Raw genomic sequence first — 24,079 nt, forward strand, 5'->3', positions numbered from 1 at the left:
ACAGGTGTCTTTCGCCAGCTGAACGCACAGTCCACGTTCGTGCACAGTCAGTCCATGCTCAACCGCAGATCACTCCTGACCACAGCCCTCCTCACTCCACTTGCGGTCGCGTCACCACTCAAGGCCGCCGCCTCCACTTCAGGTGTGCCGATTCGGTTGCCTCGGCCTGCGGGGGCGTTTGTTGTGGGGACTGCGGAGTTGCATCTGGTGGATCGGGGGCGGGAGGACCCGTTTGTGGGTGGGCGGCCGCGGGAGTTGATGGTGAGTGTTTGGTATCCGGCGCGGCGCGCCGCTGCGCCCGCGGCGTACCTGCCGCCGCTGACTGCCGAGGTGTACGCCGAGGGTGCGGCCGCCGCGCTGCAGCAGCCGGTCGGGACGGTCGACTGGGTAGGTGCGCGGAGTCACGCGGGGCTGATGGCGCCGGCGTTGCCCGGCAGGCGGCCCGTCGTGCTGTTCTCGCCGGGCTTCGGCGTACCGCGCGGACTCGCCTCGATCAGCGTGGCCGAGCTCGCCAGCCACGGGTACGTCGTCGTCACGGTCGACCACACCTACGAGGCCGCCGCCGTCCAGTTCCCCGGGAACCGCGTCGAGCTGCAAACCCTCCCACCCGCCCCGTACGCCCTCCGCGCCCGCAACACCCGGTACGACGACCTCCGCTTCGTCCTCGACTGCCTCGAGCGGCTCGCCCGCCACGACAACCCGGACGCCGAACGCCGCCGGCTCCCGGCGGGCCTCGCCGACGTCCTCGACCTGGACCGGATCGGCGCGTACGGCCACTCCGCCGGCGGCCTCAGCTCGATCGACCTGCTGGTCTCCGACCCGCGGGTCCGCGCGGCGATCGACCTCGACGGCGAGCTCGGCTACGGGTACGACGACCCCGCCGACTGCCCGACCGTCGCGAAGGGCACCGACCGGCCGTTCCTGCTGATGGGCTCCGGCGCGATCGGCCCGGGCCCGCACGACCACCGCACCGACCCGTCCTGGGGCCTGTTCTGGGACCACTCCTCAGGCTGGAAACGCGACCTGAACCTGCCGAACGGCCGGCACTACAGCTTCATCGACCACCAGGCCCTGATCCCGTGGTTCCAGCGCCACTTCACCGTCCCGCAGAACCTGATCGACAACACCATCGGCACGGCGGATCCGGGCAAGGTACTGCGTGCCCTTGGGACGTACGTTCCGGCGTTCTTCGGCCAGCACCTGTGCGGGCGTCCACGTCCCGTCCTCTGGCGGCAGGCGATGCCGGAAACGGTATTCGTAGGCTGACGAGCTCAGGCAGTACTCCTTGCTCTCGGCGTACGGCCCGTCGGTCAGCACCGGCGGCTCGGACCAGCTGTGGTTCACCATGGTGTGCGGCCTCCTCGAACTCGGTCGAGTTCGAGCGTCGCCGCACCCCGTGGTCCGGTACGTCCCCAGATCTGATGACTTCCGGCCCGAGCCGCTGGTGATTACTGCTTGATCGGTGCTCCGGTCTTCGACTGCAGGTCGTCGAAGGTGACGCCGTCGGCGAGTTCGACCAGCTGCAGGCCGTCGGGGGTGACGTCGAGGACCGCGAGGTCGGTGATGATGCGGTTGACCACGCCGCGGCCGGTGTACGGCAGGTCGCACTCGGCGAGGATCTTGTGCGAGCCGTCCTTCGCGACGTGTTCCATCAGCACGATCACCTTCTTCGCGCCGTGCACCAGGTCCATCGCGCCGCCCATCCCCTTGACCATCTTGCCGGGGATCATCCAGTTCGACAGGTCGCCGGTCGCGGACACCTGCATTGCGCCCAGGATCGCGGCGTCGATCGCGCCGCCGCGGATCATCCCGAAGGACAGCGACGAGTCGAAGAACGATGCCCCGGGCAACGTCGTGACGGTCTCCTTGCCGGCGTTGATCAGGTCCGGGTCCTCGTCGCCCTCGACCGGGTACGGCCCGACGCCGAGGATCCCGTTCTCGGACTGCAGGACCACGGTGACGCCGTCCGGGATGTAGTTCGGGACCAGGGTCGGCAGGCCGATGCCCAGGTTCACGTACGAGCCGTCCTCGAGCTCGGCGGCGGCGCGGGCGGCCATCTGCTCACGGGTGAGTGGCATGGTCAGGCCCCCTGCTTCTGCACGGTCAGCTTCTCGATCCGCTTCTCGATGTCCTTGCCGACGGCAACGACACGTTGGACGTAGACGCCCGGCAGGTGGATCGAGTCCGGGTCCAGCTCACCAGGCTGGACCAGCTCCTCGACCTGGGCGATCGTCACCCGGCCGGCCATCGCGGCCAGCGGGTTGAAGTTCCGGGCGCTCCGGTCGAAGACCAGGTTCCCGTGGGTGTCGCCCTTGAGCGCGTGCACCAGCCCGAAGTCGGTGGTGATCGACTCCTCCAGGACGTACGTCGTGCCGTTGATGTCCCGGGTTTCCTTCGCCGCGGAGGCCTTCGCGACCGACCCGTCGGCGTTGTACTTCTGCGGCAGCCCACCGTCGGCCACCTGGGTGCCAACACCGGCCAGCGTGTAGAACGCCGCGATCCCGCAGCCGCCCGCGCGGAGCTTCTCGGCCAGCGTGCCCTGCGGGGTCAGCTCGACCTCCAGCTCGCCGGACAGGAACTGCCGGGCGAACTCCTTGTTCTCCCCGACGTACGACGAGGTCATCTTGGCGATCCGCTTGTCGGCCAGCAGGATGCCGAGTCCCCAGTCGTCGACACCGCAGTTGTTCGACACGACGCTGAGCCCGGACACCCCCTTGTCGTGCAGCGCGCTGATCAGCTGCATCGGGTTGCCGCACAACCCGAAACCGCCGACGGCGAGGCTGGCCCCGTCGCCGATGTCCGCCACCGCTTCCCGCGGCGACCCGTACGTCTTGTCCATCAGCTGCTCCGTTGCAGGTGTCGGTCCGGATTCGCTCCGACTCTAACCAGCCGCACGCCGTCTCGCGATGTGGGCGGCGCCACAGGCGGAGCCACGTCGATATGTGGTCGCGTACTACGCCGACGCCTCGGACGCGTTCAGGGCGGCCAGTTCGTGCAGGGCCTCGAAGTGCGCGTCGTCCAGCTCAGGGATCGTCAGTACGGCAGCGAGGTGCGCCCGTGCCGCCGGGAGGTTGCCTGAGCCGCGCGCAGCACGTCCCAGGCCGATCCGGGCTGCTGCGACCGTCTCCGGGAGGTCTGCGCTCTCTCCGATCGACAGGGCCCGGCTGTAGTCCGCGTGAGCATCCTCCAGCTTGCCCAGCCTTCTGTAGAGGTCAGCGCGGTCACACAGCAGCAGTGCGGTTTCCTCTGCGAGGCACAGCTGCTCAGCCAGCTCCAGGGCCTCGGTCGTCACGTCCAGGGGCTCGTCTACGACCTGCCGGAGCCCGCTGAGCGCCAGGAACATGCCCCAGCGGTCCTCCAGCATCCGGAACCGCCCCAGCGCCGTACGCAACGACTGTGCGGCCTCACCGGGCGCTGAAGGGACGGTCAGACCCGGGTATCCCCTGCAGAGCTCCACAGCGGCCCGGGCCCACGCGTCACCGCTCTCGTTCCGCTCCAGCACCTCTTCGACCACAGCGGCCGGCTCGAAGGGTCCGAAGACGAGTGACCACAGCAGCACGGTTATGGAGTACCGGAACGGGCCTGTGGTCGTAAGGACGATCTGCTGGGCCAGCTCCAGCTGCTCCTGCTCGGCGGAGGCGGCGCCGTGGATCACGGCGAGCAGGTACTCCTCGTCGAGCCCGACTGGGACGGTCCGGCCGAGCATGCTGAGTACACGCTCGGCCGCTGCGGCAGCCTCGTCCTGGAGCCCGTTCGACCACCAGTACGCGGAGTAGCGCGCAACGAGCCGCAGGGCGGTCCGTAGGTCGCTCTCACACGCGCGCTCGATCGCGCTGACGACCTGGTCCGCCTCCAGTCCGTGTGGTTCGCCGGAGCCCCCCAAGTTCACGTACCTCATTCTCTCCCGCCCGTGTTAACACCGTGTCACGGGGTCAGAAACGGAGCACACCCCACGTAGCCGGGCGGTGCATGTCTTCGATGCCTTGGGGTGACCAGACCCAGAACTCGATCTCTTCACCCTTGACGTACGCGCCGTCGACGACCTCGTGCGGGTACTCGCAGCGCATCAGGTTCATCCGCCATTCGTCGCCGGGCTTCGGCGGGGTCGCACGTCCTTCGTTGTACGCAGCCAGGTCGGCCCACGGGACGGCGAGCTCGACCGTCCAGCCGGTGTCGGTGTCGGACGGGTCGTTGAGGGTGCCGTCGACGTGGATCGCGGTCCGCAGCCCGGGCAGGTTCGTCGGGTCGATCGGGACGCCGCCGTCGACGTACGGCTTCGGCAGCGTCAGCTCCCAGATCGTGCCGAGCGGGTTGATCTCGAACTCGTAGTAGTTCTGGCCGTCGCCGTCCGGGTCGAGGAACAGCTCGAAGTTGTTCTCGTAGTACAGCCTGCTGTTGTGCTCGGTCATCGTCGACCACACGTGCGGCTCCTCGAGCTCACCGCCGACGTACAGGTACTCGTCGTCGTACATCAGCTTCGCCCGCGTCCGGAACCGCGGTGCCGGGCCGTCGTGGATCGGGACGAAATCGGTGGTCCACGGCGCGGCCGCCCAGGCCGGGTCGGTCAGGGTGCCGTCGAGACTCGGGGTCGACGTGGTCCGCGGGCACTCGTAGACGGGCAGGTCAGGCATCGGCACGCTCCAGCAGTCGGGCGACGAGGTTGGCGAGCAGGAAGGTGATGGCGGTCAGCACCGGTACGACCGCCAGGATCCACGGTGAGTCAAGGCGGCCGGTCAGGAACGCCACCACCAGCGCCACCATGAACGCGACGCCGAGGAACGGGATCAGCCGCGGGTGCGGCATCGCCAGCCGGCTCAGCGCGAGCCCGCCGAGGACCATCGTGACGACCACGATCAGCACCAGCAGCGGGAGGCCGAGCGCCCCGCAGTTCGTGGTGTCCCGGAACCGCTCGCAGCTGCGTTCACTCAGCCAGACCCCGGCGATCGTGGCGAACCCGCAGAGCAGCCCGACCACGGCCAGAATCAGGGCCGGCGGCAACGGTGGGGCGTCGTACCGCCCCGGCCGGCGGGCCTGTTCGGCCTCGTCGTCGGCGGCCTCCAGCACGGCTTCCAGATCGTCCGGCATCCGGTCGCCGTCGTCCTCCTGGCTCATTGCGGCAGGTTATCGGGCTCCCAGGGAGTTAGCGATGGCATCGCGCACCTCGGTTTCGCTCGGCGCGGGCTTGCCCTGCTCGGCCGCGAGTTCGGCGAGGGAGACCATCGTCACGTCGTGCAGCCCACAGCTCGTGAACGTGTGAAACACGGTCATGTCCGGCGCGACGTTCACCGAGAACCCGTGGCTGGTCACCCCGCGCCGGATCCGCATCCCGATCGAGCACAGCTTCCGGCCGTCGGCGGTCCACACCCCGACCAGGCTGCTCGCGCCCTTCGGCGTGTCCCGCCGGACCAGCGGGAAGCCGAGCGAGCCGAGCGCGTCGATCAGGCCGTTCTCGACCCACCGGACGATGTCGACGGGGCCGCGCTGGTGCAGGTCGACGACGAGGTACCCGACCAGCTGGCCGGGGCCGTGGTACGTCGCGAAGCCGCCACGGTCGACCGGCACCGTGGGGATCCCGGCCGCTTCGACCGGCAGGTCGTCGAGCACCGTACGCGGGCCGTACGTGATGACGGGTGGATGACTCAGCAGGAACAGCCGGTCTTCGGCCTTGCCCGCGACCCGCTCCTCGACCCAGCCGCGCATGTCCTTCGCCGCGACCTCGTACTCCACCTCACCCAGCTCAACCCGCTGCACGTCTTCAGCGTAGGCCGTACGGTGCGCGGCGCAGGATGTCGTACAGCACCTTGCGGTCGACCTTGCCGCCTTCGGGCGCCAGCCACGAGGTCAGGTCGCGGGCCGCGAACCGCGCCGACAGGCAGGTGACGGCGGCGTCGGCGCGCGGCTGCGCCGAGATCCGGCCGTCCGGCTCCGGGTGCAGGATCAGGAACCCGCGTACGTCGACCGGTCGGAGCCGGCCACGCCATGCCTCGACGGCCAGCTCGAGCGCGGGCGCCGCGCTGTTGACGGGCTGCCCGTCGAGTTGCAGACCGCCGTACGGGTCCACGGTGTACGTCCCGGGCGGGGCGACCTGCGACAGGATCAGCGCGGCCCGGTGACCGTTCAGCAGCAGGTGGTCGACGACCATCGCCTCGAGTTGCGCGCCGTGTATGAGCTTCGCGGCGGGGAGCGCGTTCAGCACCGGGCTGAGCAGGTTCGCGGTCCGCCGCTGGAGCAGGACGTCGTACGACGAGATCGGCGCGGACAGTGCGTCGTTGACGAGCGGCTCACCCGGGCGGCCCCAGACGTTGAACTCGAACGACGCGTCCCGGTCGATCGCGACGTCCAGCGCGTGGTTCTTCGACCAGAGACCGGTGCAGACACGGACGACGACCATGCCGGCGGCGACCGAGACGACAAGCGCCCGGCCCGCCCCGTTCAGGTCCGGGTCGACGAACAGCGCGACCAGGTAGCCGACCGCGGTCAGCACGCCGATGCCCTTGAACAGGCGGTGCAGCGGGATCCGGCGGCTCCAGTGCGGGGGGAGAGCGACCACGAGCATCGAGGCGGTCGCGACGGCGAACGCATAGTCCCAGAAGCCGTGGTAGCTGGTGGTGGCGAGGATCGTGACGATCAGCCCGGTGTAGACGAGCAGTGCCACCAGGCCGGGGATCCGCCACTGGCCGAAGGTCGGGTAGATCAGGACCGGACCGATCGGCTCGGTCACCACAGGCTCTTCAGGTCCGGAGTGGTCGGTGGACCAGGGCTGGTCGGTCGACCACGTCCACTGCGGCTCGGGGGCGGGCGGCGGTGGTGGCGGGGGTGCTGGGGCCTGACGGTCGGCGGAGCGGTCGGCGGAGCGGTCGAGGGAGCGGTCGTACGCGGCCCGCTTCGCCGGATCCGAGAGCGTGTTCCACGCCTCCTGCACGAGCCGGAAGAGCGCCGCGTTGCCGCCCTGGTCCGGGTGCACCTGGAGAGCGAGCTTGCGGTACGCCGACTTGATCTCCGCGGCGCTCGCCGTCCGTTCGACGTTCAGCACCTCGTAGTGATCGGCCCCGCTCACCACCGCACCTCCGAACATCCGAAACGCATCGAGGGCCAGTCACCTCAGTGACTGACCCTCGATGGTGGTCGGGCTGACAGGATTTGAACCTGCGACCTCTTCGTCCCGAACGAAGCGCGCTACCAAGCTGCGCCACAGCCCGAAGTCGCGAGTAGCTTACATGGGCTCAGCGTCCGGACGAAATCGGGTTAATCCGTGGGACGAGAGTGAGCAGCGTCGCCTCCGGCCGGCAAGCGAAACGGACCGGTGCGTACGGCGACGTACCGAGGCCGGCGGAGACGTGTAGAGCGGCCTGGCGACCCTGGTGGCCCCACGTCGACAGGCCCTTCACGCGGGAGGTGTCGAGGTCGCAGTTCGTCACCAGGGCACCGTAGAACGGGACTGCCAGTTGGCCGCCGTGCGTGTGGCCCGCGAGTACGAGCGGGTAGCCGTCGCCGACGAAACCGTTCAGGATCCGCTGGTACGGCGCGTGCGTGACGCCGATGGACAGGTCCGCGCTCGGGTCGATCTCCCCGGCGACCTCGTCGTACCGGTCGCGCCTGATGTGCGGGTCGTCGGTGCCGGCGAAGTCCAGCCGCAGGCCGTTCACCTTCAGCGTGGCCTTCGCGTTGTTCAGGTCGGTCCAGCCGGCGCCGGTGAACGAGCGGCGCATCTCCTCGTACGGCAGGTCGGGGCCGTGCGGCTTGTGCCGCTGCTTGTTCGCGGGCAGCAGGTACTTCCCGGGGTTCTTGAAGTGCGGCTTCCAGTAGTCGTTCGAGCCGAACACGAACACGCCGGGCAGATCGAGCAGCTCGCCGTACGCACGCAGCAGCGGGCGGACCGAGTCCTCGTGCGAGATGTTGTCGCCGGTGCTGACCACCACGTCGGGCTCGAGCGCCGCCAGGTCGCTGACCCAGCGGATCTTCCGCTCCTGCGCCGGCATCAGGTGCAGGTCGGACAGGTGCAGCACGCGCAGCGGCGCTGTGCCTTCCGGCAGCACCGGTACGGTGAACCGGCGCAGGGTGAACCAGCGCACCTCGATGCCGGCCGCGTACGCGACGCAGGCGGCGCCGAGAGCCGTGACCACGCCTGTGGTCTTGAGGGCGGTCCTCGCGATACTCATTTCACCAGCCTGCCACAATCTCAGGTATGTCCAACTCCGGAATGAAGCAGCGCCTGCACGACGACATGACCGCCGCCCTCAAGGCGCGCGACGAGATCCGCAAGTCGACCCTGCGGATGGCGCTCACCGCGATCACCAAGGCGGAGGTGGCCGGCAAGGAGGCTCGCGAGCTCAGCGACACCGAGATCGTCGACGTACTCAGCTCCGAGGCCAAGAAGCGCCGTGAGTCGGTCGTCGCCTACCGCGACGCCGGCCGCGCCGAGCTCGCCGACAAGGAACAGGCCGAGGCGGACATCCTCGCCGAGTACCTCCCCGAGCAGCTCACCGAGGACGAGATCAAGGCCCTGGTCACCGAAACCATCGCCGCGACCGGCGCCGCCGAACTCGGCCCGCGCGGCATCGGCAAGGTGATGGGCGCCCTCCAACCCAAGGTCAAGGGCAAGGCCGACGGCGCCGTCGTCTCCGCCGAAGTAAAACGCCAACTCGGCGCCTGAACGAACAGGGCCTCGTCCGCCACCGGACGAGGCCCTGCTGCTTAACCGTGGCCGCGGCCACCACCACCACCTCCGCCGCCACCGCCACCGCAGTTGGGGTACTTCGGGTTCCACGGTGGGCAGTTCGGATTGATGGTGTTGGTCGTCGTCGGCGGCTTCGGCGTGTTCGTACCACCCGGCTGGTTCTTCTTGCTGCCGTTGGAGATGTAGATCGTCACCAGTGAGCCCTCCGGCGCGCCGTCCCGCTGACGGGGGTCCGTGTACGCGACGGTCCCGGCCGTCTCCTCGGAGTTCACCGTCCCCGACGCGATCGCCACCTGGAAGCCCATCTGCTTCAGCTTGTTCGCCGCGTCATCAGGGTTCATCCCGTTCACGAACGGCAGATCCTTCACGTTGCCGCGCGACACCACCGGGCTCGGTGCGGTGAAGTGCGTGGTCGGGTAGCCCTGGAGGGCGCCCTGCATCGCCGTCTCCCACAGCGGACCCGCCGTGCCGGAACCGGATGCGTCGTACATCTTCTCGCCGTTGAGCGTCTGGCCGATCAGGTTCTTGTACGGCACCGACGCATCCGCCACGACCGCCGCGGCGGCCAGCTTGGTGGAGTAGCCGGCGTACCACACCGCCTTGTTCGCGGTGATCGTTCCGGTCTTGCCGGCCAGGTCGCTGTTGCCGAACCTCAGGTGCTGACCGGTACCGCCCGGCTCCATCACCTGGTGCAGCACGGCGTTGACGCCGTCCGCCACCTCGGGAGCCAGGGCCTGCTTGCAGTCCGCGCCACGGGTAGGCATGGCCTTGCCGGAAGCGTCCTTGATCGAGGTGATGAGCCAGGGCGAGCAGTACATACCCCGTGCGGCGAACGCTGCATAGGCGCTGGAGAGTTGGACCGGGGTGACGTACCCGACGCCGAGCGTCATCGACACGACCTGCTCGAGCGGCTTGGCGGTCGACGCGTCGCCAGTCTGTGCGTCGTACATCCCCAGCGAGGCTGCGATCTTCGCGATCGGGCACAGGCCGGTCTGCTGCGACAGCAGGAGGAAGTACGTGTTCGTCGACTTCTGTGCCGCCTGGATCATGGTCGGCTCAGCGACGTTCTTGGTGGAGTTGCTCGGTGTGTAGTCCGGGGCCTCGGTGGTCCCGTTGCACGTGCTGAACTTCTTGCCACTGAGGTCGATCTGGTTCGGCGAGTTGATCTTGTAGTTCAGCGGAAAGCCCTTCTGGATCGCGGCCGCGATCGTGAAGGCCTTCATCGTCGAACCGTTCTGGAAACCGCCGTACCCGCCGGGGTAGGACTTCTCGACGTTGTAGTTGTACGACGTCTGGTTCCGCTTCCCGCCGTACGGCTTGCTCTGCACCATCGCCTTCACCAGCCCGGTACCGGGCTCGACGATCGTGATCGCGGCGATCGCGGAGTCGGTCGGTTTGCTGTGCGCGTTGATCGAGTGCTGCGCGGCCGCCTGGATCCTCGGATCCAGCGAGGTCTTGACCGTCAGGCCCGCGGTCTTGATGTAGTACTCCCGGTCCTTCTTGGTCTTGCCGAAGGCGGGGTTGGCCTCGAGCTGGGCCTGGATGTACTCGCAGTAGAACGGGTACGGGCCGTTGGCGCAGCCGAGTTTGTTCGGGCGGACCTTGTTGGGGTCGATGACCGGGGTCTTCAGGGCCGAGTTGGCCTGCGCGACCGAGATGACGTTCAGCTGCAGCATCCGGCGGATGACCACGTCGCGGCGTTCCTTGGCGCGCTTCGGGTCGTTGGTCGGATCGTAGCCGGTGGGGTTCTTCACCAGGCCGGCCAGCATCGCGGCCTGCGGCAGCGTGAGGTCCTTGGCGTTGACCGAGAAGTAGTGCTGGGCGGCGGCCTGGATGCCCCAGGCGCCGTCGCCGAAGTTCGCCAGGTTCAGGTACTTCTCGAGGATCTCGTTCTTCGAGAACTGCTTCTCGACGGCGATCGCGTACCGCAGCTCGGCGACCTTGCGCTGGTAGTTGTCGGCGGTCGCGGCGGCGACCTCGGCCGGCGTCTTCGCCTTCTCGACCAGGCTGATCTTGACGTACTGCTGGGTGATGCTCGAACCGCCCTGCTGCACCGAGCCCGAGGACTGGTTCTGTACGAGCGCGCGCAGCGTGCCCTTGAGGTCCAGCGCGCCGTGCTCGTAGAAGCGGTCGTCCTCGATCGCGACGATCGCCTTCTGCATGATCGGCGCGACGTCCTTGAGCTTCACCGGTACCCGGTTCTGCTCGGCCAGCGTCGCGATCACCGATCCGTCTGCGGCCAGGATCGTGCTCTTCTGCTTCAGCGGTACTTCGTCGAACTGCTGCGGCAGGTCCTGCAGCGTCGTGGATGTCTTCTCCGTAGTGAACCCGGCGAGGCCGGCCAGCGGGATCGCGAGACCGGCAGCCAACGCCCCCGACAGCACGCTCACCCCGAGGAACAGAACCACAGATTGGACGACTCCCCGGTCGCCCTTTTCCCTGACGCGCATGGTTATAGAGACTACGGGATCGCCCGTTTGGGTTACCGCCGTGGCTATGAGTTCGGTCACACCTGCTGGACAAAGTTCATCCAAAAGGAGGAAAAGGCCCGGGCGACACGCCCGGGCCTTTTCTGTGCTGCGGTGCTATGCGGCGTACTGGTGCGCCTGAACCTCGGCCGGCTCCAGCGCCAGGTCCAGGACCTCGCGGACGTCGCTCACCGGGTGCACGGTCAGCTCCGCGAGCACGGACGCCGGTACGTCCTCCAGGTCCGGCTCGTTCCGCTTCGGGATCAGGATCGTGGTCAACCCGGCCCGGTGCGCCGCGAGCAGCTTCTGCTTCACGCCACCGATCGGCAGCACCCGTCCGGTCAGCGACACCTCACCGGTCATCGCGACCTCCGAACGGACCGGCCGTCCGGACAGCAGCGATGCCAGCGCCGTTGTCATCGTCACACCCGCCGACGGTCCGTCCTTCGGGACGGCACCGGCCGGTACGTGGATGTGGGCGTTCCGTTCCGCCAGGTCGCCGACCGGCAGGCCCAGCTCGGCGCCGTGCGAGCGCAGGTACGACAGGGCGATCTGCGCCGACTCCTTCATCACGTCACCAAGCTGCCCGGTCAACGTGACTCCGGTCGGGCCGGTCTCCTTGTCGGCCAGCGACGCCTCGACGAAGAGCACGTCACCACCCGCACCGGTCACCGCGAGTCCGGTCGCCACACCCGGCAGCGCCGTACGCTCCGCCGACTCCGGCGTGAACTTCGGCGAACCCAGGTACTCCTTCAGGTCACCGGAACCGATCGTCAGCTGCCCGAGGTCCTCACCCAGGGCGAGCTTTGCCGTCACCTTCCGCAGGACGCGGGAGATGCCACGCTCGAGCTGCCGGACGCCGGCCTCGCGGGTGTACTCGCCCGCAAGCAGGCGCAGCGCCGAGTCCTGGATGACCACTTCGTCCGCCGTCAGGCCCGCCCGCTCCAGCTGACGCGGGAGCAGGTGGTCACGGGCGATCGTGACCTTCTCGTCCTCGGTGTACCCGTCCAGCTGCACCAGTTCCATCCGGTCCAGCAGCGGCGCCGGGATGGAGTCCAGTACGTTCGCCGTGGCCAGGAAGACCACGTCGGACAGGTCCAGCTCGACCTCCAGGTAGTGGTCCCGGAAGGTGTGGTTCTGCGCCGGGTCGAGGACCTCCAGCAGGGCGGCCGTCGGGTCGCCCCGGTAGTCCGCACCGACCTTGTCGATCTCGTCCAGCAGTACGACGGGGTTCATCGAACCCGCCTCGGTGATCGCGCGGACGATCCGGCCCGGCAGCGCGCCGACGTACGTCCGGCGGTGGCCACGGATCTCGGCCTCGTCGCGTACGCCGCCCAGTGCGACCCGGACGAACTTGCGGCCCATCGCCCGCGCCACGGACTCACCCAGCGAGGTCTTACCCACACCAGGAGGACCGACCAGCGCCAGTACGGCGCCGCTGCGGCGACCGCCGACGACACCGAGACCACGGTCCGCACGACGACGCCGTACGGCCAGGTACTCCGTGATGCGCTGCTTCACGTCGTCCAGACCGGCGTGGTCCGCGTCCAGCAAGGCCCGCGCCTCGCGGATGTCGTAGCTGTCCTCGGTCCGCTCGTTCCACGGCAGTTCGAGAACCGTGTCCAACCAGGTGCGGATCCAGCCGACCTCGGGGGACTGCTCGGAGGTGCGCTCCAGCTTGTCGACCTCGGCGAGCGCGGCCTTGCGGACGTGCTCCGGCAGATCGGCGGCCTCGACGCGGGCCCGGTAGTCCTCTTCCTCGGACTCGGCCTTGCCGTCGAGCTCGGCCAGCTCCTTGCGGATCGCGGCCATCTGCTGGCGCAGCAGGAACTCCCGCTGCTGCTTCTCCATGCCCTCCTGGACGTCCTTCTGGATCGTCTCGGAGACCTCGAGCTCGGCCAGGTGGTCCTTCACCCAGCCGATCAGCTTCTCCAGCCGCTCGCTGACGTTCGCGTTCTCCACCAGCCACGACTTCTGGTCGTTGCTGAGGTAGGACGCGTAGCCGGCCAGGTCGGACAGCTCGGACGGGTCCTCGACCTGCTTGATCGAGTCGATCACCTGGTACGCACCGCGCCGCTGCAGCACGGAGGTGGTGAGGGTCTTGTACTCACGGGCCAGCTCGGCCGAGCGCTCGTCGGTGATCTCGTGCATCACCGTCGCGCCCACCCAGAGCGCCGCACCCGGGCCGGTCGTCCCGGCGCCGATGCGGACCCGCTGGGCCCCACGGATCACGGCCGCCTGGGCACCGCCCGGCAGCCGGCCGATCTGCTCGATCTCGCCGAGCACTCCGGCCTTGGCATATTTCCCGTCCAGCCGCGGCACCAGCAGCACCTGGTCCGCGCCCGAGGCCTGCGCGGCATCGATCGCCGCCCGCGCCTCGCTGTCGGCGAGTCGGACCGGCACGACCATCCCGGGCAGGACCACGACGTCGTCCAGCGGCAGTACCGGAAGATTCAACGTATCGGTCACGCTGTCACACCCTTATCCAAAGATTGAGTCTGACAGGCTCAACCAGGGGTGTAAGCAAGTAATTCCCGCCCGATCAGCTGTTCGCTGTGGGTGAACCCAGCCGGCAATGTCGGATCCGGCATGTGCTGTTCGTGGACCTGGTGACGCGGGCAGGGAGTCCGCTGCTGAGACAAAGGACCGGACATGGCGCAATACATCATCTACTTCAACCAGCAGTGGGTGGGCGATCACAGCGAGGAGTGGTTCCGGGGGCGCGGTCCGCTCGCCAAGGCGGTCGTGCAGGAGATGAAGGACGCCGGCGTGTACGTGTTCGCCGGTGGGCTGGAAGAAGACATCGACAAGGCCTTCAGCGCCGACGCGACGAGCGGCACGCTCAAGTTCGCCGACGGGCCGTTCGGGCAGACCGAGGAGTTCCTGGGCGGGCTGAGCATCGTCGACGTCCCCGACGACGACGCTGCGAAGGTGTGGGCCGGCAAAATTGCCGAGGCATGCGGCTGGCCCCAGGAGGTCCGGCAGATCGGATGAGGTCTTCAGGACCGCCGTGCAGGCAGACCGGACTGCCTGCACGGCGGTCCGCGCTAGGCGGTCAGCAGGTCGCCGATCGTTCTCAAACCGCCCAGGTCGTGCACGTCGTCGGCCAGGGCCGGCACCTCGACGGTCTTGATCGCGCGGTGGCCGCGGCGGAAGCGGTCCGCCCGTTTGTGGTCGCCGACGACCTGCTGCATCTTGTCGGCGTGCAACCGCAGTACGGCGGCGGTCAGCGGTGACTTGTCCGCTTCCTCGAGCTTCTCGGCTGCGGCGAGTGACCGCTCCGCCGAGAGTTCCGGGGCCTGCGAGTTCGTCACCCGGTTCAGTACGACGCCGGCGAGCGGCATTCCCTCCGCCCGCAGGCGCTCGGCGAAGTACGACGCCTCGCGCAGCGCGTCGTTCTGCGGGGCGGCGACCACGAGGAACGCGGTATGCGGCTCGCGGAGCAACGCGACGGTCTGCTCGGCGCGCTGGCGGAACCCACCGAAGAGCGTGTCGAACGCGGCGACGAACGTCTGTACGTCGGTCAGCACCTGGGCGCCGAGGACCTTGTTCAGCACCGACATCGCCATGTTGACGCCGGCCGACATCAGCTTGAACGGACCGCGCGCGGGGGCGAGCAGCAGCCGGAGGAAGCGTCCTTCGAGCAGCGAGGCCAGCCGCTCCGGAGCATCCAGGAAGTCGAGCGCGGAACGGGACGGCGGGGTGTCGACGACGATCAGATCCCAGTCGCCGGTCCGCTCGGCCTGGTGGTGCAGCTGGCCGAGCTTCTCCATCGCCATGTACTCCTGCGTGCCCGCGAACGACGAGGAAAGCGCCTGGTAGAAGGGATTCGCGAGGATCTGCTCGGCCTTCTCCGGCGTCGCGTGCTGCAGGACGACGTCGTCGAACGTCCGCTTCATGTCGAGCATCATCGCGTCCAGCCGGCCGCCGTTCGTCGGGTTCGCACCGGCCACCGCGCGCGGGGTGTTGTCGAGCTCGGTCAGCCCGAGCGACTGCGCCAGCCGCCTGGCCGGGTCGATGGTCAGTACGACGACCTTCCGTCCGCGCTCGGCCGCCCGCAGCCCGAGCGCCGCGGCCGTCGTCGTCTTGCCGACACCACCCGCCCCACAGGTGACCACGATCCGCGTCTTCGGATCGTCGATCAACGCATCCAGATCGAGTTCTGTCATTGGCGGAACTCCTCGGCCAGGTCGAGCAGGGTGCCCTGGTCGATGCCGTCCGGTTGCAGCGTGAGTTCGGTCACCTGCTTGCCGAGGGCATCTATCCGGTCGCGGTTCTCACGTTCCAGGCCGACCCGGATCGCGTGGTCGTGCGCCTCGGTCGCGAGGGTCTCGACCAGGTCGTCGCCGATCGTGATGCCGGCTGCCTTCAGTCCGCGGGTGAGTTCGGCGGTGGGCAGTTTCTCCTTCACCGCAAGGGCGAGCGTGTCGTCGTCGAGCGGGCTGTTGCGGACCATGTTCACCACGATCGACCCGATCCGCAGATCCAGCTTCTCCAGTTGGTCGGCGGCGTCCAGGGTTTCCTGGACCGGCATCTCCTCGAGCAGCGTGACCAGGTGGATCCGGGTGACGTCGGAGCGGAGCATGCCCATGATCGCGTCCGCCTGGTTCCGGATCGGCCCGACCTTGGCGAGGCCGGCCACCTCGTGGTTCACGTTCAGGAACGGCCCGATCCGGCCGGTCGGCGGAGCGTCCAGCACGACAGCGTCGTACGCGAGCCGGCCGTGCGCCTTGCGGCGGGTCGCCTCGTACACCTTGCCGGTCAGCAGTACGTCCCGGAGCCCGGGGGCGATCGTGGTGACGAAGTCGATCGCGCCGACCTTCTCCAGGGCCTTACCGGCGCGGCCGAGGTGGTAGTACATGTCCAGGTACTCGAGCAGGGCTGCCTCGGCGTCGACGGCCAGCGCGTACACCTCGCCGCCACCGGGGCCGTGCGCGATGCGGCGTTCCACGTACGGCAGGGGTGGTACGTCGAAGAGCTGGGCGAGACCCTGGCGTCCCTCGACCTCACAGAGCAGTACCCGCTTGCCCTGCTCCGCCAGGGCGAGCGCCATGGCGGCCGCGACGGTGGTCTTCCCGGTGCCGCCCTTGCCGGTCACCACGTGCAGTCGCGCCATACATCCCAGGGTAGGACGTGGTCCACACCACACCGTTAGAGTCCCCTGTTATGAAGAAGTTCGAGTACTTCACCGCGCCGCTGCTGGTCCACTCGACCAAGGAGATCCTGGACAACTTCGGCCAGGACGGCTGGGAGCTGGTCCAGGTCGTCCCCGGTATGAACCCGGAGAACCTGGTCGCCTACTTCAAGCGGGAGATCGAGGACAAATGAACCACCCCGAGGAGAAGCTCGCCGAGCTCGGCCTGAAGCTGCCCGAGGTCGCGAAGCCGGTCGCCGCGTACGTGCCGGCGGTCCGCACCGGTGACCTCGTGTACACGTCCGGTCAACTCCCGCTCCGCGAGGGCACCCTGATCGCCACCGGCAAGGTCGGCGACGCCGTCACGCCGGAGGTCGCCAGCGAGTGCGCGCAGCAGTGCGCCCTCAACGCGCTGGCCGCCGTGAAGGCGGAGATCGGCGACCTGGGCAACGTGAAACGCATCGTCAAGGCGGTCGCGTTCATCGCCTCCACCCCCGACTTCACCGGCCAGCCGCAGGTCGCCAACGGCGCCTCCGAACTGTTCGGCCAGGTCTTCGGCGACGCCGGCCAACACGCCCGCAGCGCCGTCGGCGTCCCCGTCCTCCCCCTCGACGCCCCGGTAGAGGTCGAACTGATCGTCGAGGTCAGCTGATCCGCGGGCGTCGGCCGATCGTCCCGCGGAACTCCGACCGGTGATGCGCGACCTGCGGTCGCAGTTGCTGACCGGCCGGATGGCCACGGTCGCGCTCGAGTACGCCCACGGCACCCGGACGCCGACCGACCCGCGGCCGGCGTCCACCGTCGTGCTGCTCCGTGACTCGGTCGGGCCTGAGGTGTATCTGCTGCGGCGGCAGCGGAGTATGGCGTTTGCGGCGGGGATGACTGTGTTTCCGGGTGGGCGAGTGGATGCGGTCGACTCGACCGTGGCGGACTCTTGGTTCGGGCCCTCGCCGGAGTGGTTCGGGGAGCGGCTCGGCTGCACCCCGGAGACGGCAGCGGCGTACGTGGCGGCGGCGGTGCGGGAGACGTTCGAGGAGTCCGGCGTACTGCTGGCCGGGCCTTCGCCTGACGCTGTGGTGGACGACACGACCGGGGACGACTGGGAGGCGGACCGGGTCGCGTTGGAGAGTCGCGCGCTCGGGTTCGCCGACTTCCTGCACCGCCGCGGATTGGTGCTGCGAGCAGATCTGCTCCGGCCGTGGGCGCACTGGATCACCCCGGAGTTCGAACCCAAGCGGTACGACACCGCGTTCTTCGTCGCGGCGCTCCCCACCGGGCAGGTGACCCGGGACGTGACCAGCGAGTCCGACCAGGTCACCTGGATCCGCCCCGCGGACGCCGTACGGGCCGTCGACGCGGGCGAGATGCTGATGCTGCCCCCGACGTACATCTGCTGCCACGAGCTCTCGCAGTACGGCGACGTACCGGCGATCCTGGCCGCGGCCGGCGAGCGGGAGATCCGGACGATCATGCCCACGGTGCGCGTCGACGGCGATCAGGCCTACCTGGAGACCACATGAAAGTCACCGACTACGCCACCCTCGTCCGGGCCGACAACCCTGGCCTGATGACGCTCGACGGCACCAACACCTGGATCCTGCGCGCCCCGGACAGCGAGCAGTCCGTCGTCGTCGACCCAGGGCCGCTCCTCGAGGACCATCTCCGCGCCGTACTCGAAGCGGCCGGCAAGGTGGCCGTCGTACTGCTGACCCACAAGCACCCGGACCACTCCGAAGGCGCCGCGTGGTTCGCGAACCAGGCGAGCTGCGGCGTCCGGGCTGTGGACCCGGAGTTCCGGATCCCGACCGACCACGCCCACGGCCTGTCCGAGGGCGACGTGATCACCGCCGGCGACCTGCGCATCGAGGTACTCCCGACGCCGGGCCACACCATGGACTCGGTCTGCTTCTGGCTCCCGCAGGACGGCTCGCTGCTCACCGGCGACACGGTCCTCGGCCGCGGTACGTCGGTCGTCGCGTACCCCGACGGCGCCCTCGGCCCGTACCTCGACTCCCTGGAGCGCCTCCGCGCCTTCGCGAACTCCCCGGCCGACGTACTCCGCCTACTCCCCGGCCACGGCCCGGTCATCGACGACCCGACCGCCGTCCTCACGTACTACCTGAAGCACCGCGAGGAACGCCTCAACCAGGTCCGAGCCGCGCTGGCCGCAGGCCACACCACCCCCGAGGCGGTCGTCGAACACGTCTACGCCGACGTAGACCAATCCCTCTGGCCCGCCGCCGAACGCTCAGTCCGAGCCCAACTGGACTACCTGAACGGTTAGCGGGCGCGGCGTTGGAGGCGGTCTACGTCGAGGAGTACGACGGAACGGGGCTCCAGGCGGACCCAGCCGCGGGAGGCGAAGTCGGCTAGGGCCTTGTTGACGGTCTCGCGGGAGGCGCCGACCAGTTGGGCGAGCTCCTCCTGGGTGAGGTCGTGGTGTACGTGGACGCCGTCGTCGGCGGTCCGGCCGAAGCGGCTGGCGAGGTCCAGGAGGGCCTTCGCGACCCGGCCCGGTACGTCGGAGAAGACCAGGTCGGCGACCACGTCGGAGACCTTGCGGAGCCGGCCGGCCAGCTGCAGCAGGAGGCCGCGGGCGACCGCCGGGCGGCCGTCCAGCCAGCGGAGCAGTTCGTCGTGGGTCAGCGACATCAGCGAGGCGTCGGTGACCGCGGTCACGGTCGCGGACCGGGGGCCCGGGTCGAACAGCGACAGCTCACCGAACATCTGGCCCGGCCCGAGGACGGCGATCAGGTTCTCCCGGCCGTCGGCGGAGGTCCGGCCGAGCTTGACCTTGCCCTCGACGACGACGAAGAGCCGATCACCGGAGTCGCCCTCGTGGAACAGCACCTGGCCGCGGCGCAGCCGGCTCTCGGTCATCGAGGCTGCCAGCGCGTCGGCCGCCTCGTCGTCGAGCTGACTGAACAGCGGTGCCTGTCGGAGCACTGCGGCATCCACTTTTGGCCTCCTAGGACCTTCGACCACGACTCCGGACGTGGGATCCGCCACGTCCGTCGACCGATATGTGTACACCCGGTCGCCCCAAAACCGTAGCCCCTCGGGTGTCGGCACCGCCACGTAGGCTTGCCTCCATGCCATCCCCGCGTGTCGCGGAGCCGCTGCCGGCGGTCCCGCTGAAGCTCCCCCGCAAGGCCCCCGTGTACGTCGACGAGACGCACACCCAGCTGGTCCGCCGGGCCCGGAAGATGCACAAGGTGCTGACCGAGACGTACCCGGACGCGCACTGTGAGCTCGACTTCACCACCCCGCTCGAGTTGCTCGTGGCCACCATCCTGTCGGCGCAGACCACCGACGTGACGGTGAACAAGGTGACGCCGACGCTGTTCGCGAAGTACCCGACCGCGCAGGCGTACGCCGAGGCCGACCGGGACGAGATGGAGGCGATCCTCAAGCCGACCGGTTTCTTCCGGGCGAAGACGAACAGCGTGATCAAGCTCGGTCAGGCGCTCGTCGACGACTACGACGGGGTCGTCCCGGGCAAGCTCGAGGAGCTGGTGAAGCTGCCCGGTACGGGGCGGAAGACCGCGAATGTGGTGCTCGGGAACGCGTTCGGCGTGCCCGGGATCACCGTCGACACGCACTTCGGCCGGCTGGTCCGCCGGTTCGGGTGGACGGCCGAGGAGGACCCGGTCAAGGTCGAGCACATCATCGGCGAGCTGTTCCCCAAGAAGGATTGGACGATGCTGTCGCACCGCCTGATCTTCCACGGCCGCCGCCGCTGCCACGCGAAGAAGCCGGCCTGCGGAGCCTGCCCCATCGCCCAGTGGTGCCCCTCCTACGGCACCGGCCCCGTAGACCCCGAAGCCGCCGCCAAGCTGGTGAAAACCCCAGCATGAGCCCCACCTCCGTCACCCCCACCATCTGCCCGCCCGGCGGCACCCCCGCAGACACGCCGCTCCGCGGCCTGCGGGCGTTTGGTCGGAGGCGGCGCGTGGCGGCGGTGCTTGTGCCGGTGGTTTTGTTGGTTGTGGGGTTGGCGGGGTGTGGGTCTCAGCGGGCTGATGGGGCTGGGGCGCCGTCTGTTGGGAAGGCTGGGGCGGGGCGACTGGCGGATTGTCCGGTGACGCCGTCGAAGCCTCCGGTGAGTGGCGGGTTGCCGGATGTGAGTTTGCCTTGCCTCGGGAACGGGCCGGACGTACGGCTGGCGGATCTGCGGGGCCCGTTGGTGCTGAACGTGTGGGCGCAGTGGTGCGGCCCGTGCCGCGAGGAAGCGCCGTACCTGGCAGCCCTCGCGAAGTCCGGCAAGGTGAAGATGCTCGGGATCGACTACGACGACCCGCGCCCGGAGCTCGCGGTGAAGTTCGCCGGCGAGGAAGGGCTGGCGTACCCGCACCTCGTCGACACGGACAAGTCGATCCAGCGCGCGCTGAAGGTCGGCGGCCCGCCGCTGACCGTGTTCGTCGACGGGAACGGCGCGGTCGCGTACGTGCATCGCGGCGTACTGACGTCGCAGCAGCAGCTCGACCAACTGCTGAAGGACAAGCTCGGAGTGACCCGGTGAGCGAGATCCCGGACTGGCTGCGGCCGCTCGAGAAGGCGTCGCAGGACGTCGACCCGAACCTGCTCTCCCGGTTCCTGCCCCCGGACGACCCGTCGGTGCGGAAGTCGGCCGTACTCATCTTGCTTGCTGACGGCAACGACGGCCCGGAGGTGCTGCTCACCGAGCGGGCCTGGACGCTGCGCAAGCACGCCGGGCAGATGGCGTTCCCGGGCGGCGGCGCGGATCCGGAGGACGGTACCGGCGACACCGGTCTGGTCCGGACGGCGTTGCGCGAGGCCGAGGAGGAGACCGGCCTGGACCCGGACGGCGTCGTACCGTTCGCGATCTGGCCGGCGCTCTGGGTGCCGGTGAGCAACTTCGGCGTTTCGCCGGTACTGGCCTGGTGGCGGGACCCGTCACCGGTCGCGGTGGTCGACCCGGCCGAGGTCGCGTCGGTGCACGAGGTGCCGATCAGCGCGCTCGCCGACCCGGCGAACCGGATCAGTTGCCTGCACCCGAGCGGCTTCACCGGGCCCGCGTTCACCATCGGCGACCTCTACATCTGGGGATTCACCGCCGGGCTGCTGGACAAATTGCTGCTGCTCGGCGGCTGGTACCGAGACTGGGACCCCTCGAACGTCGTACCGTTGCCCGACCGGCTGGTCGAGGCGGCCTGGCGCACCGAAGGGCGCCGGCCCGAGGACGTCCGCCGGATGACGGCGATCGAGCACGACCTCGGCCGAGCGCGGAGGCCTGAGCCGGAGGATGCGGAGTGAGCAAGCTCGACTGGGCGTTGCTGATCGTCACCGCGCTGGTGGCGATCTCGGGGTACATCGAGGGCTTCGTGCTGGGCGCGTGCGCCACCGTCGGCCTGCTCGTCGGCGCCGGGCTCGGCGTCTGGGGTGTGCCGAAGGTGCTGGACCACTTCTCCCCGAGCGTGTCGGTGTCCTTCGCGGCGCTGGTGCTCGTCGTCCTGCTGGCCGCGATCGGGCGAACACTCGGGGCCATGATCGGTACCAGGGTGCGGAACCGGCTGTCCTGGAAGCCGATCCGGTTCCTGGACGCGCTCGGCGGTGCCGCGCTCGCGGCCGCGTCGGTGCTGATCGTCGCGTGGGTGCTCGGTGTCGCGGTGAGCGGTGCGCGGATCCCGAGCGTGACGTCGGCGGTCCGCGGTTCGTCGGTGCTCGCGAAGGTCGACCAGGTACTGCCGGCCAGCGCGGACCGCGCGCTGCAGTCGTTCAACGACGTCGTGAACACCGACCTGTTCCCACGGTTCCTCGACCCGTTCGTACCGGAACGGATCCGCGAGACCCAGCCGCCGGACGGCGCGATCTCCCGGCAGCAGCCGGTCCGCGACGCGTACTCACGGATCGCGAAGGTGACCGGGGTCGCGAACTGCTCGCGCGGTCTCGAGGGCAGCGGCTTCCTGTACGCCCCGCAGCGCGTGATGACGAACGCGCACGTCGTCGCCGGCGTCAGCTCGCCGCAGGTCGAGCTGAACGGGAAGAAGTACGACGCGAAGGTCGTCGTGTTCGACCCGGAGACCGACATCGCGGTGCTCTACCTCCCGAAGCTCAACGACCCGAACCTGAAGCCGCTGTCGTTCGACCTGGGCGGCAAGGCGGACGCGTCAGCGGTCGTGCTCGGCTACCCGGAGAACGGCCCGTTCGACGCGGAGCCGGCCCGGATCCGCTCCGAGGAACGGCTCCGCGGCCCGGACATCTACGGCGACAAGACGGTCACCAGGGACGCGTTCTCGATCTGGGCCTCGGTCCGCCCGGGCAACTCCGGCGGCCCGCTGCTGTCCGCGAAGGGCACGGTGTACGGGGTGGTGTTCGCGGCCTCCGTCGAGGACAACCGCACCGGCTACGTCCTCACCGCCCAGCAGGTCTCCACCGACGCCCGCACCGGCACCACCGCGACTCAGGACGTCTCGACCCAGTCCTGCACCTAGGTGCCTGCAGCAACCAACCAGTCGAGCAGTAGGACGTTGAACAGCTCGGGTGTTTCCTCGTGCGGGAAATGCCCTGCAGTGGTGATGAGCTCGTGCCGGAGCGGTGCGGCGACCAGGTCCGGGGGTGTGACCGCGGTCGGCGATACCGCCGAGTCCTGTGCGCCCTGGAGTTGCAGTACAGGGACGCCGACCGGCGTACGCATCCTGGCCGAGTACTTGCGCCCGTCCGGTCGCAACCGGGATCGCGCGAACCAGCGGTGGTACTCGAGCGCGCAGTGCGGCGCCGGCCAGACCTGCAGCGCTGAACGGTACCGGCGCGACACCTCCGCGTCCGGGAACGTACCGCCCGGCGCGGCCCAGGCTCGCAGCAGCCGCTCGATGTGTACGCCGTCCTGCGCGAGCAGCCGGCGTTCCGGCAGGACCGGCAGCTGGAACCAAGCGGTCCGGGTGACAGCCTTCCGCTGCCCGGACCGGGTCAGCAGCAGCGGGTGCGGCGCGGACACCGCGGCGAGCGCGCGTACCTGACGCGGCGCCAGTACGGCCGCCGACCACCCGATGAACCCGCCCCACCCGTGCCCGACGACCACGGCGTCGGCCGCGCCGAGCGAGCGGATCACGCCGGACACGTCAGCGGCCGCGGTGTACGGGTCGTAACCGCGCGGCGTCTTGTCGCTGGCGCCGTACCCGCGCAGGTCCATCGCGACGGCGCGGAACCCGGCGGCCGCGACGACCGGCAGCTGGTACCGCCAGGCCCACCAGAACTCCGGGAAGCCGTGCAGGAACAGGACGAGTGGATCGTCCGCCGCGCCACACTCGGCGACGTGGAACCGGGCCCCGTTGGCCGCGACCAGTGAGTGCGACCAGGGGCCGTCGACCAGCAGGTCGACGACGCCCGCCGGGCTCAGCGCCGTACGCCCGGCTCGGGCAGTGCGACCGTGGTGTCGTCGTGTCCCTTGCCGATCGCCTTCAGCGCCTCGACCGACTCCTTCGAGGTCTCGATCGTCCGGGTCGGGCCCTTCGCGCTCTTCAGCGCGCGGATCCCGATGAACACCAGGACCGCACCGATCAGCAGGAACGCGCCGGCCACGATCAGGAACGCGATCGCCGGGTGCAACCCGGCCGCGACCAGCCCGTACGCCGCGGAGATGCACAGCAGGATGACCGCGAGCAGCGCGAGGAACGCGGCCGCCGCGAACATCCCCGCTCCGGTCCCGGCCGCGACCGCGGTCTTCTTCAGCTCGGTCTTCGCGAGTTCGACCTCGCTGCGGATCAGGCTGGACAGTTCCTTGCTGACGTTCGCGACCAGTTGGCCGACCGTGGGCTCGTCGTCCCCGTTCATCGACAT

The 24,079-nt window shown here is 69.2% G+C and carries 26 protein-coding genes and 1 tRNA gene; 11 read left to right on the plus strand and 16 right to left on the minus strand.

What is annotated here, in order from left to right:
• Positions 1–54 precede the first annotated feature (54 nt).
• On the plus strand, positions 55–1,266 hold the full coding sequence (locus tag ACFYRU_RS13215; RefSeq protein WP_387657105.1) for an alpha/beta hydrolase family protein: 1,212 nt from the start codon (positions 55–57) through the stop codon (positions 1,264–1,266).
• 182 nt (positions 1,267–1,448) lie between these two features.
• On the opposite strand, the gene ACFYRU_RS13220 is transcribed toward ACFYRU_RS13215, so the two are convergent.
• From ACFYRU_RS13220 to ACFYRU_RS13260, 9 genes are all read right to left on the minus strand, one after another.
• Positions 1,449–2,078 (minus strand): CoA transferase subunit B, encoded by a 630-nt coding sequence (locus ACFYRU_RS13220; RefSeq protein WP_387657108.1) that lies wholly within the window; start codon positions 2,076–2,078, stop codon positions 1,449–1,451.
• Between the two features lie 2 nt (positions 2,079–2,080).
• Positions 2,081–2,839, minus strand: coding sequence for a CoA transferase subunit A (locus ACFYRU_RS13225; RefSeq protein ID WP_387657110.1), 759 nt, complete (start codon positions 2,837–2,839; stop codon positions 2,081–2,083).
• Positions 2,840–2,953: 114 nt separating this feature from the next.
• Positions 2,954–3,889, minus strand: a complete 936-nt coding sequence (locus tag ACFYRU_RS13230) for a tetratricopeptide repeat protein (RefSeq protein WP_387657113.1) — start codon at positions 3,887–3,889, stop codon at positions 2,954–2,956.
• 43 nt (positions 3,890–3,932) lie between these two features.
• Positions 3,933–4,631, minus strand: a complete 699-nt coding sequence (locus tag ACFYRU_RS13235; RefSeq protein WP_387657116.1) for a carbohydrate-binding family 9-like protein — start codon at positions 4,629–4,631, stop codon at positions 3,933–3,935.
• On the minus strand, positions 4,624–5,112 hold the full coding sequence (locus ACFYRU_RS13240; protein ID WP_387657118.1) for a hypothetical protein: 489 nt from the start codon (positions 5,110–5,112) through the stop codon (positions 4,624–4,626). The genes ACFYRU_RS13235 and ACFYRU_RS13240 overlap by 8 nt, the downstream gene beginning before the upstream one ends.
• A 9-nt stretch (positions 5,113–5,121) precedes the next feature.
• On the minus strand, positions 5,122–5,751 hold the full coding sequence (lipB, locus tag ACFYRU_RS13245; protein ID WP_387657121.1) for a lipoyl(octanoyl) transferase LipB: 630 nt from the start codon (positions 5,749–5,751) through the stop codon (positions 5,122–5,124).
• Positions 5,752–5,755: 4 nt separating this feature from the next.
• The gene (locus ACFYRU_RS13250) at positions 5,756–7,057 is read right to left on the minus strand and encodes a J domain-containing protein (RefSeq protein WP_387657124.1); all 1,302 of its coding nucleotides are present in this window, start codon (positions 7,055–7,057) and stop codon (positions 5,756–5,758) included.
• Positions 7,058–7,122: 65 nt separating this feature from the next.
• Positions 7,123–7,199 (minus strand) — tRNA-Pro (locus ACFYRU_RS13255).
• Between the two features lie 24 nt (positions 7,200–7,223).
• Positions 7,224–8,159 carry a metallophosphoesterase gene (locus ACFYRU_RS13260; protein WP_387657127.1) on the minus strand — a complete coding sequence of 312 codons (936 nt, stop codon included), beginning with the start codon at positions 8,157–8,159 and terminating at the stop codon, positions 7,224–7,226.
• A 26-nt stretch (positions 8,160–8,185) separates the two neighbouring features.
• Here ACFYRU_RS13260 and ACFYRU_RS13265 point away from each other — a divergent pair, with 26 nt between their 5' ends.
• Positions 8,186–8,653, plus strand: coding sequence for a GatB/YqeY domain-containing protein (locus ACFYRU_RS13265; RefSeq protein WP_387657130.1), 468 nt, complete (start codon positions 8,186–8,188; stop codon positions 8,651–8,653).
• A 41-nt stretch (positions 8,654–8,694) separates the two neighbouring features.
• On the opposite strand, the gene ACFYRU_RS13270 is transcribed toward ACFYRU_RS13265, so the two are convergent.
• Together ACFYRU_RS13270 and lon are read right to left on the minus strand one after the other, a co-directional pair.
• Positions 8,695–11,127 carry a transglycosylase domain-containing protein gene (locus tag ACFYRU_RS13270; protein ID WP_387657133.1) on the minus strand — a complete coding sequence of 811 codons (2,433 nt, stop codon included), beginning with the start codon at positions 11,125–11,127 and terminating at the stop codon, positions 8,695–8,697.
• 135 nt (positions 11,128–11,262) lie between these two features.
• On the minus strand, positions 11,263–13,614 hold the full coding sequence (lon, locus tag ACFYRU_RS13275; protein ID WP_387657136.1) for an endopeptidase La: 2,352 nt from the start codon (positions 13,612–13,614) through the stop codon (positions 11,263–11,265).
• A 183-nt stretch (positions 13,615–13,797) separates the two neighbouring features.
• Here lon and ACFYRU_RS13280 point away from each other — a divergent pair, with 183 nt between their 5' ends.
• Positions 13,798–14,139, plus strand: coding sequence for a YciI family protein (locus ACFYRU_RS13280; RefSeq protein WP_387657138.1), 342 nt, complete (start codon positions 13,798–13,800; stop codon positions 14,137–14,139).
• A 53-nt stretch (positions 14,140–14,192) separates the two neighbouring features.
• On the opposite strand, the gene ACFYRU_RS13285 is transcribed toward ACFYRU_RS13280, so the two are convergent.
• Both ACFYRU_RS13285 and ACFYRU_RS13290 read right to left on the minus strand, forming a co-directional pair.
• Positions 14,193–15,314, minus strand: coding sequence for an ArsA family ATPase (locus ACFYRU_RS13285; RefSeq protein WP_387657141.1), 1,122 nt, complete (start codon positions 15,312–15,314; stop codon positions 14,193–14,195).
• On the minus strand, positions 15,311–16,261 hold the full coding sequence (locus ACFYRU_RS13290) for an ArsA-related P-loop ATPase (protein ID WP_387657144.1): 951 nt from the start codon (positions 16,259–16,261) through the stop codon (positions 15,311–15,313). Before ACFYRU_RS13290 ends, ACFYRU_RS13285 begins: the two co-directional genes overlap by 4 nt.
• 50 nt (positions 16,262–16,311) lie before the next feature.
• Here ACFYRU_RS13290 and ACFYRU_RS13295 point away from each other — a divergent pair, with 50 nt between their 5' ends.
• Genes ACFYRU_RS13295 through ACFYRU_RS13310 form a run of 4 tightly spaced genes read left to right on the plus strand, consistent with a single transcriptional unit; the run spans position 16,312 to position 18,563 of the window.
• Positions 16,312–16,473: a DUF4177 domain-containing protein gene (locus ACFYRU_RS13295; protein WP_130386959.1), complete on the plus strand. Its 162-nt coding sequence runs from the start codon at positions 16,312–16,314 to the stop codon at positions 16,471–16,473.
• Positions 16,470–16,931: a RidA family protein gene (locus ACFYRU_RS13300; protein ID WP_387657147.1), complete on the plus strand. Its 462-nt coding sequence runs from the start codon at positions 16,470–16,472 to the stop codon at positions 16,929–16,931. Before ACFYRU_RS13295 ends, ACFYRU_RS13300 begins: the two co-directional genes overlap by 4 nt.
• A 43-nt stretch (positions 16,932–16,974) precedes the next feature.
• On the plus strand, positions 16,975–17,799 hold the full coding sequence (locus ACFYRU_RS13305) for an NUDIX hydrolase (protein WP_387657150.1): 825 nt from the start codon (positions 16,975–16,977) through the stop codon (positions 17,797–17,799).
• Positions 17,796–18,563, plus strand: a complete 768-nt coding sequence (locus ACFYRU_RS13310; RefSeq protein WP_387657152.1) for an MBL fold metallo-hydrolase — start codon at positions 17,796–17,798, stop codon at positions 18,561–18,563. The genes ACFYRU_RS13305 and ACFYRU_RS13310 overlap by 4 nt, the downstream gene beginning before the upstream one ends.
• Here the strand turns inward: ACFYRU_RS13310 and ACFYRU_RS13315 are convergent.
• Positions 18,560–19,237, minus strand: a complete 678-nt coding sequence (locus ACFYRU_RS13315) for a Crp/Fnr family transcriptional regulator (RefSeq protein WP_141857382.1) — start codon at positions 19,235–19,237, stop codon at positions 18,560–18,562. The genes ACFYRU_RS13310 and ACFYRU_RS13315 overlap by 4 nt on opposite strands.
• Positions 19,238–19,371: 134 nt before the next feature.
• On the opposite strand from ACFYRU_RS13315, the gene nth reads away from it, so the two are divergent.
• The 4 genes from nth to ACFYRU_RS13335 all read left to right on the plus strand — a co-directional run bounded on the left by nth (position 19,372) and on the right by ACFYRU_RS13335 (position 22,734).
• Complete coding sequence (gene nth, locus ACFYRU_RS13320; protein WP_387657156.1) at positions 19,372–20,136, plus strand: endonuclease III; 765 nt, start codon at positions 19,372–19,374, stop codon at positions 20,134–20,136.
• 266 nt (positions 20,137–20,402) lie between these two features.
• On the plus strand, positions 20,403–20,801 hold the full coding sequence (locus ACFYRU_RS13325; RefSeq protein ID WP_387657158.1) for a TlpA family protein disulfide reductase: 399 nt from the start codon (positions 20,403–20,405) through the stop codon (positions 20,799–20,801).
• On the plus strand, positions 20,798–21,556 hold the full coding sequence (locus tag ACFYRU_RS13330) for an NUDIX hydrolase (protein ID WP_387657161.1): 759 nt from the start codon (positions 20,798–20,800) through the stop codon (positions 21,554–21,556). Before ACFYRU_RS13325 ends, ACFYRU_RS13330 begins: the two co-directional genes overlap by 4 nt.
• The gene (locus ACFYRU_RS13335; protein WP_387657164.1) at positions 21,553–22,734 is read left to right on the plus strand and encodes a MarP family serine protease; all 1,182 of its coding nucleotides are present in this window, start codon (positions 21,553–21,555) and stop codon (positions 22,732–22,734) included. Before ACFYRU_RS13330 ends, ACFYRU_RS13335 begins: the two co-directional genes overlap by 4 nt.
• Here the strand turns inward: ACFYRU_RS13335 and ACFYRU_RS13340 are convergent.
• On the minus strand, positions 22,731–23,639 hold the full coding sequence (locus tag ACFYRU_RS13340; RefSeq protein WP_387658112.1) for an alpha/beta fold hydrolase: 909 nt from the start codon (positions 23,637–23,639) through the stop codon (positions 22,731–22,733). The genes ACFYRU_RS13335 and ACFYRU_RS13340 overlap by 4 nt on opposite strands.
• Positions 23,636–24,079, minus strand: a complete 444-nt coding sequence (locus ACFYRU_RS13345; protein WP_387657166.1) for a phage holin family protein — start codon at positions 24,077–24,079, stop codon at positions 23,636–23,638. Before ACFYRU_RS13345 ends, ACFYRU_RS13340 begins: the two co-directional genes overlap by 4 nt.

Source organism: Kribbella sp. NPDC004536 (assembly GCF_042873835.1).
Lineage (GTDB): Bacteria > Actinomycetota > Actinomycetes > Propionibacteriales > Kribbellaceae > Kribbella.

What these genes read in the sequence shown, in the direction of transcription:
- ACFYRU_RS13280 (WP_387657138.1), top strand. Translation starts at nt 13,798, where the DNA reads ATGGCGCAATACATCATCTACTTCAACCAGCAGTGGGTGGGCGATCAC.
- ACFYRU_RS13240 (WP_387657118.1), bottom strand. Translation starts at nt 5,112, where the DNA reads ATGAGCCAGGAGGACGACGGCGACCGGATGCCGGACGATCTGGAAGCC.
- ACFYRU_RS13265 (WP_387657130.1), top strand. Translation starts at nt 8,186, where the DNA reads ATGTCCAACTCCGGAATGAAGCAGCGCCTGCACGACGACATGACCGCC.
- ACFYRU_RS13310 (WP_387657152.1), top strand. Translation starts at nt 17,796, where the DNA reads ATGAAAGTCACCGACTACGCCACCCTCGTCCGGGCCGACAACCCTGGC.
- ACFYRU_RS13305 (WP_387657150.1), top strand. Translation starts at nt 16,975, where the DNA reads ATGCGCGACCTGCGGTCGCAGTTGCTGACCGGCCGGATGGCCACGGTC.
- ACFYRU_RS13260 (WP_387657127.1), bottom strand. Translation starts at nt 8,159, where the DNA reads ATGAGTATCGCGAGGACCGCCCTCAAGACCACAGGCGTGGTCACGGCT.
- ACFYRU_RS13295 (WP_130386959.1), top strand. Translation starts at nt 16,312, where the DNA reads ATGAAGAAGTTCGAGTACTTCACCGCGCCGCTGCTGGTCCACTCGACC.
- nth (WP_387657156.1), top strand. Translation starts at nt 19,372, where the DNA reads ATGCCATCCCCGCGTGTCGCGGAGCCGCTGCCGGCGGTCCCGCTGAAG.
- ACFYRU_RS13235 (WP_387657116.1), bottom strand. Translation starts at nt 4,631, where the DNA reads ATGCCTGACCTGCCCGTCTACGAGTGCCCGCGGACCACGTCGACCCCG.
- ACFYRU_RS13300 (WP_387657147.1), top strand. Translation starts at nt 16,470, where the DNA reads ATGAACCACCCCGAGGAGAAGCTCGCCGAGCTCGGCCTGAAGCTGCCC.
- ACFYRU_RS13285 (WP_387657141.1), bottom strand. Translation starts at nt 15,314, where the DNA reads ATGACAGAACTCGATCTGGATGCGTTGATCGACGATCCGAAGACGCGG.
- ACFYRU_RS13290 (WP_387657144.1), bottom strand. Translation starts at nt 16,261, where the DNA reads ATGGCGCGACTGCACGTGGTGACCGGCAAGGGCGGCACCGGGAAGACC.
- ACFYRU_RS13220 (WP_387657108.1), bottom strand. Translation starts at nt 2,078, where the DNA reads ATGCCACTCACCCGTGAGCAGATGGCCGCCCGCGCCGCCGCCGAGCTC.
- ACFYRU_RS13225 (WP_387657110.1), bottom strand. Translation starts at nt 2,839, where the DNA reads ATGGACAAGACGTACGGGTCGCCGCGGGAAGCGGTGGCGGACATCGGC.
- ACFYRU_RS13215 (WP_387657105.1), top strand. Translation starts at nt 55, where the DNA reads ATGCTCAACCGCAGATCACTCCTGACCACAGCCCTCCTCACTCCACTT.
- ACFYRU_RS13270 (WP_387657133.1), bottom strand. Translation starts at nt 11,127, where the DNA reads ATGCGCGTCAGGGAAAAGGGCGACCGGGGAGTCGTCCAATCTGTGGTT.
- ACFYRU_RS13345 (WP_387657166.1), bottom strand. Translation starts at nt 24,079, where the DNA reads ATGTCGATGAACGGGGACGACGAGCCCACGGTCGGCCAACTGGTCGCG.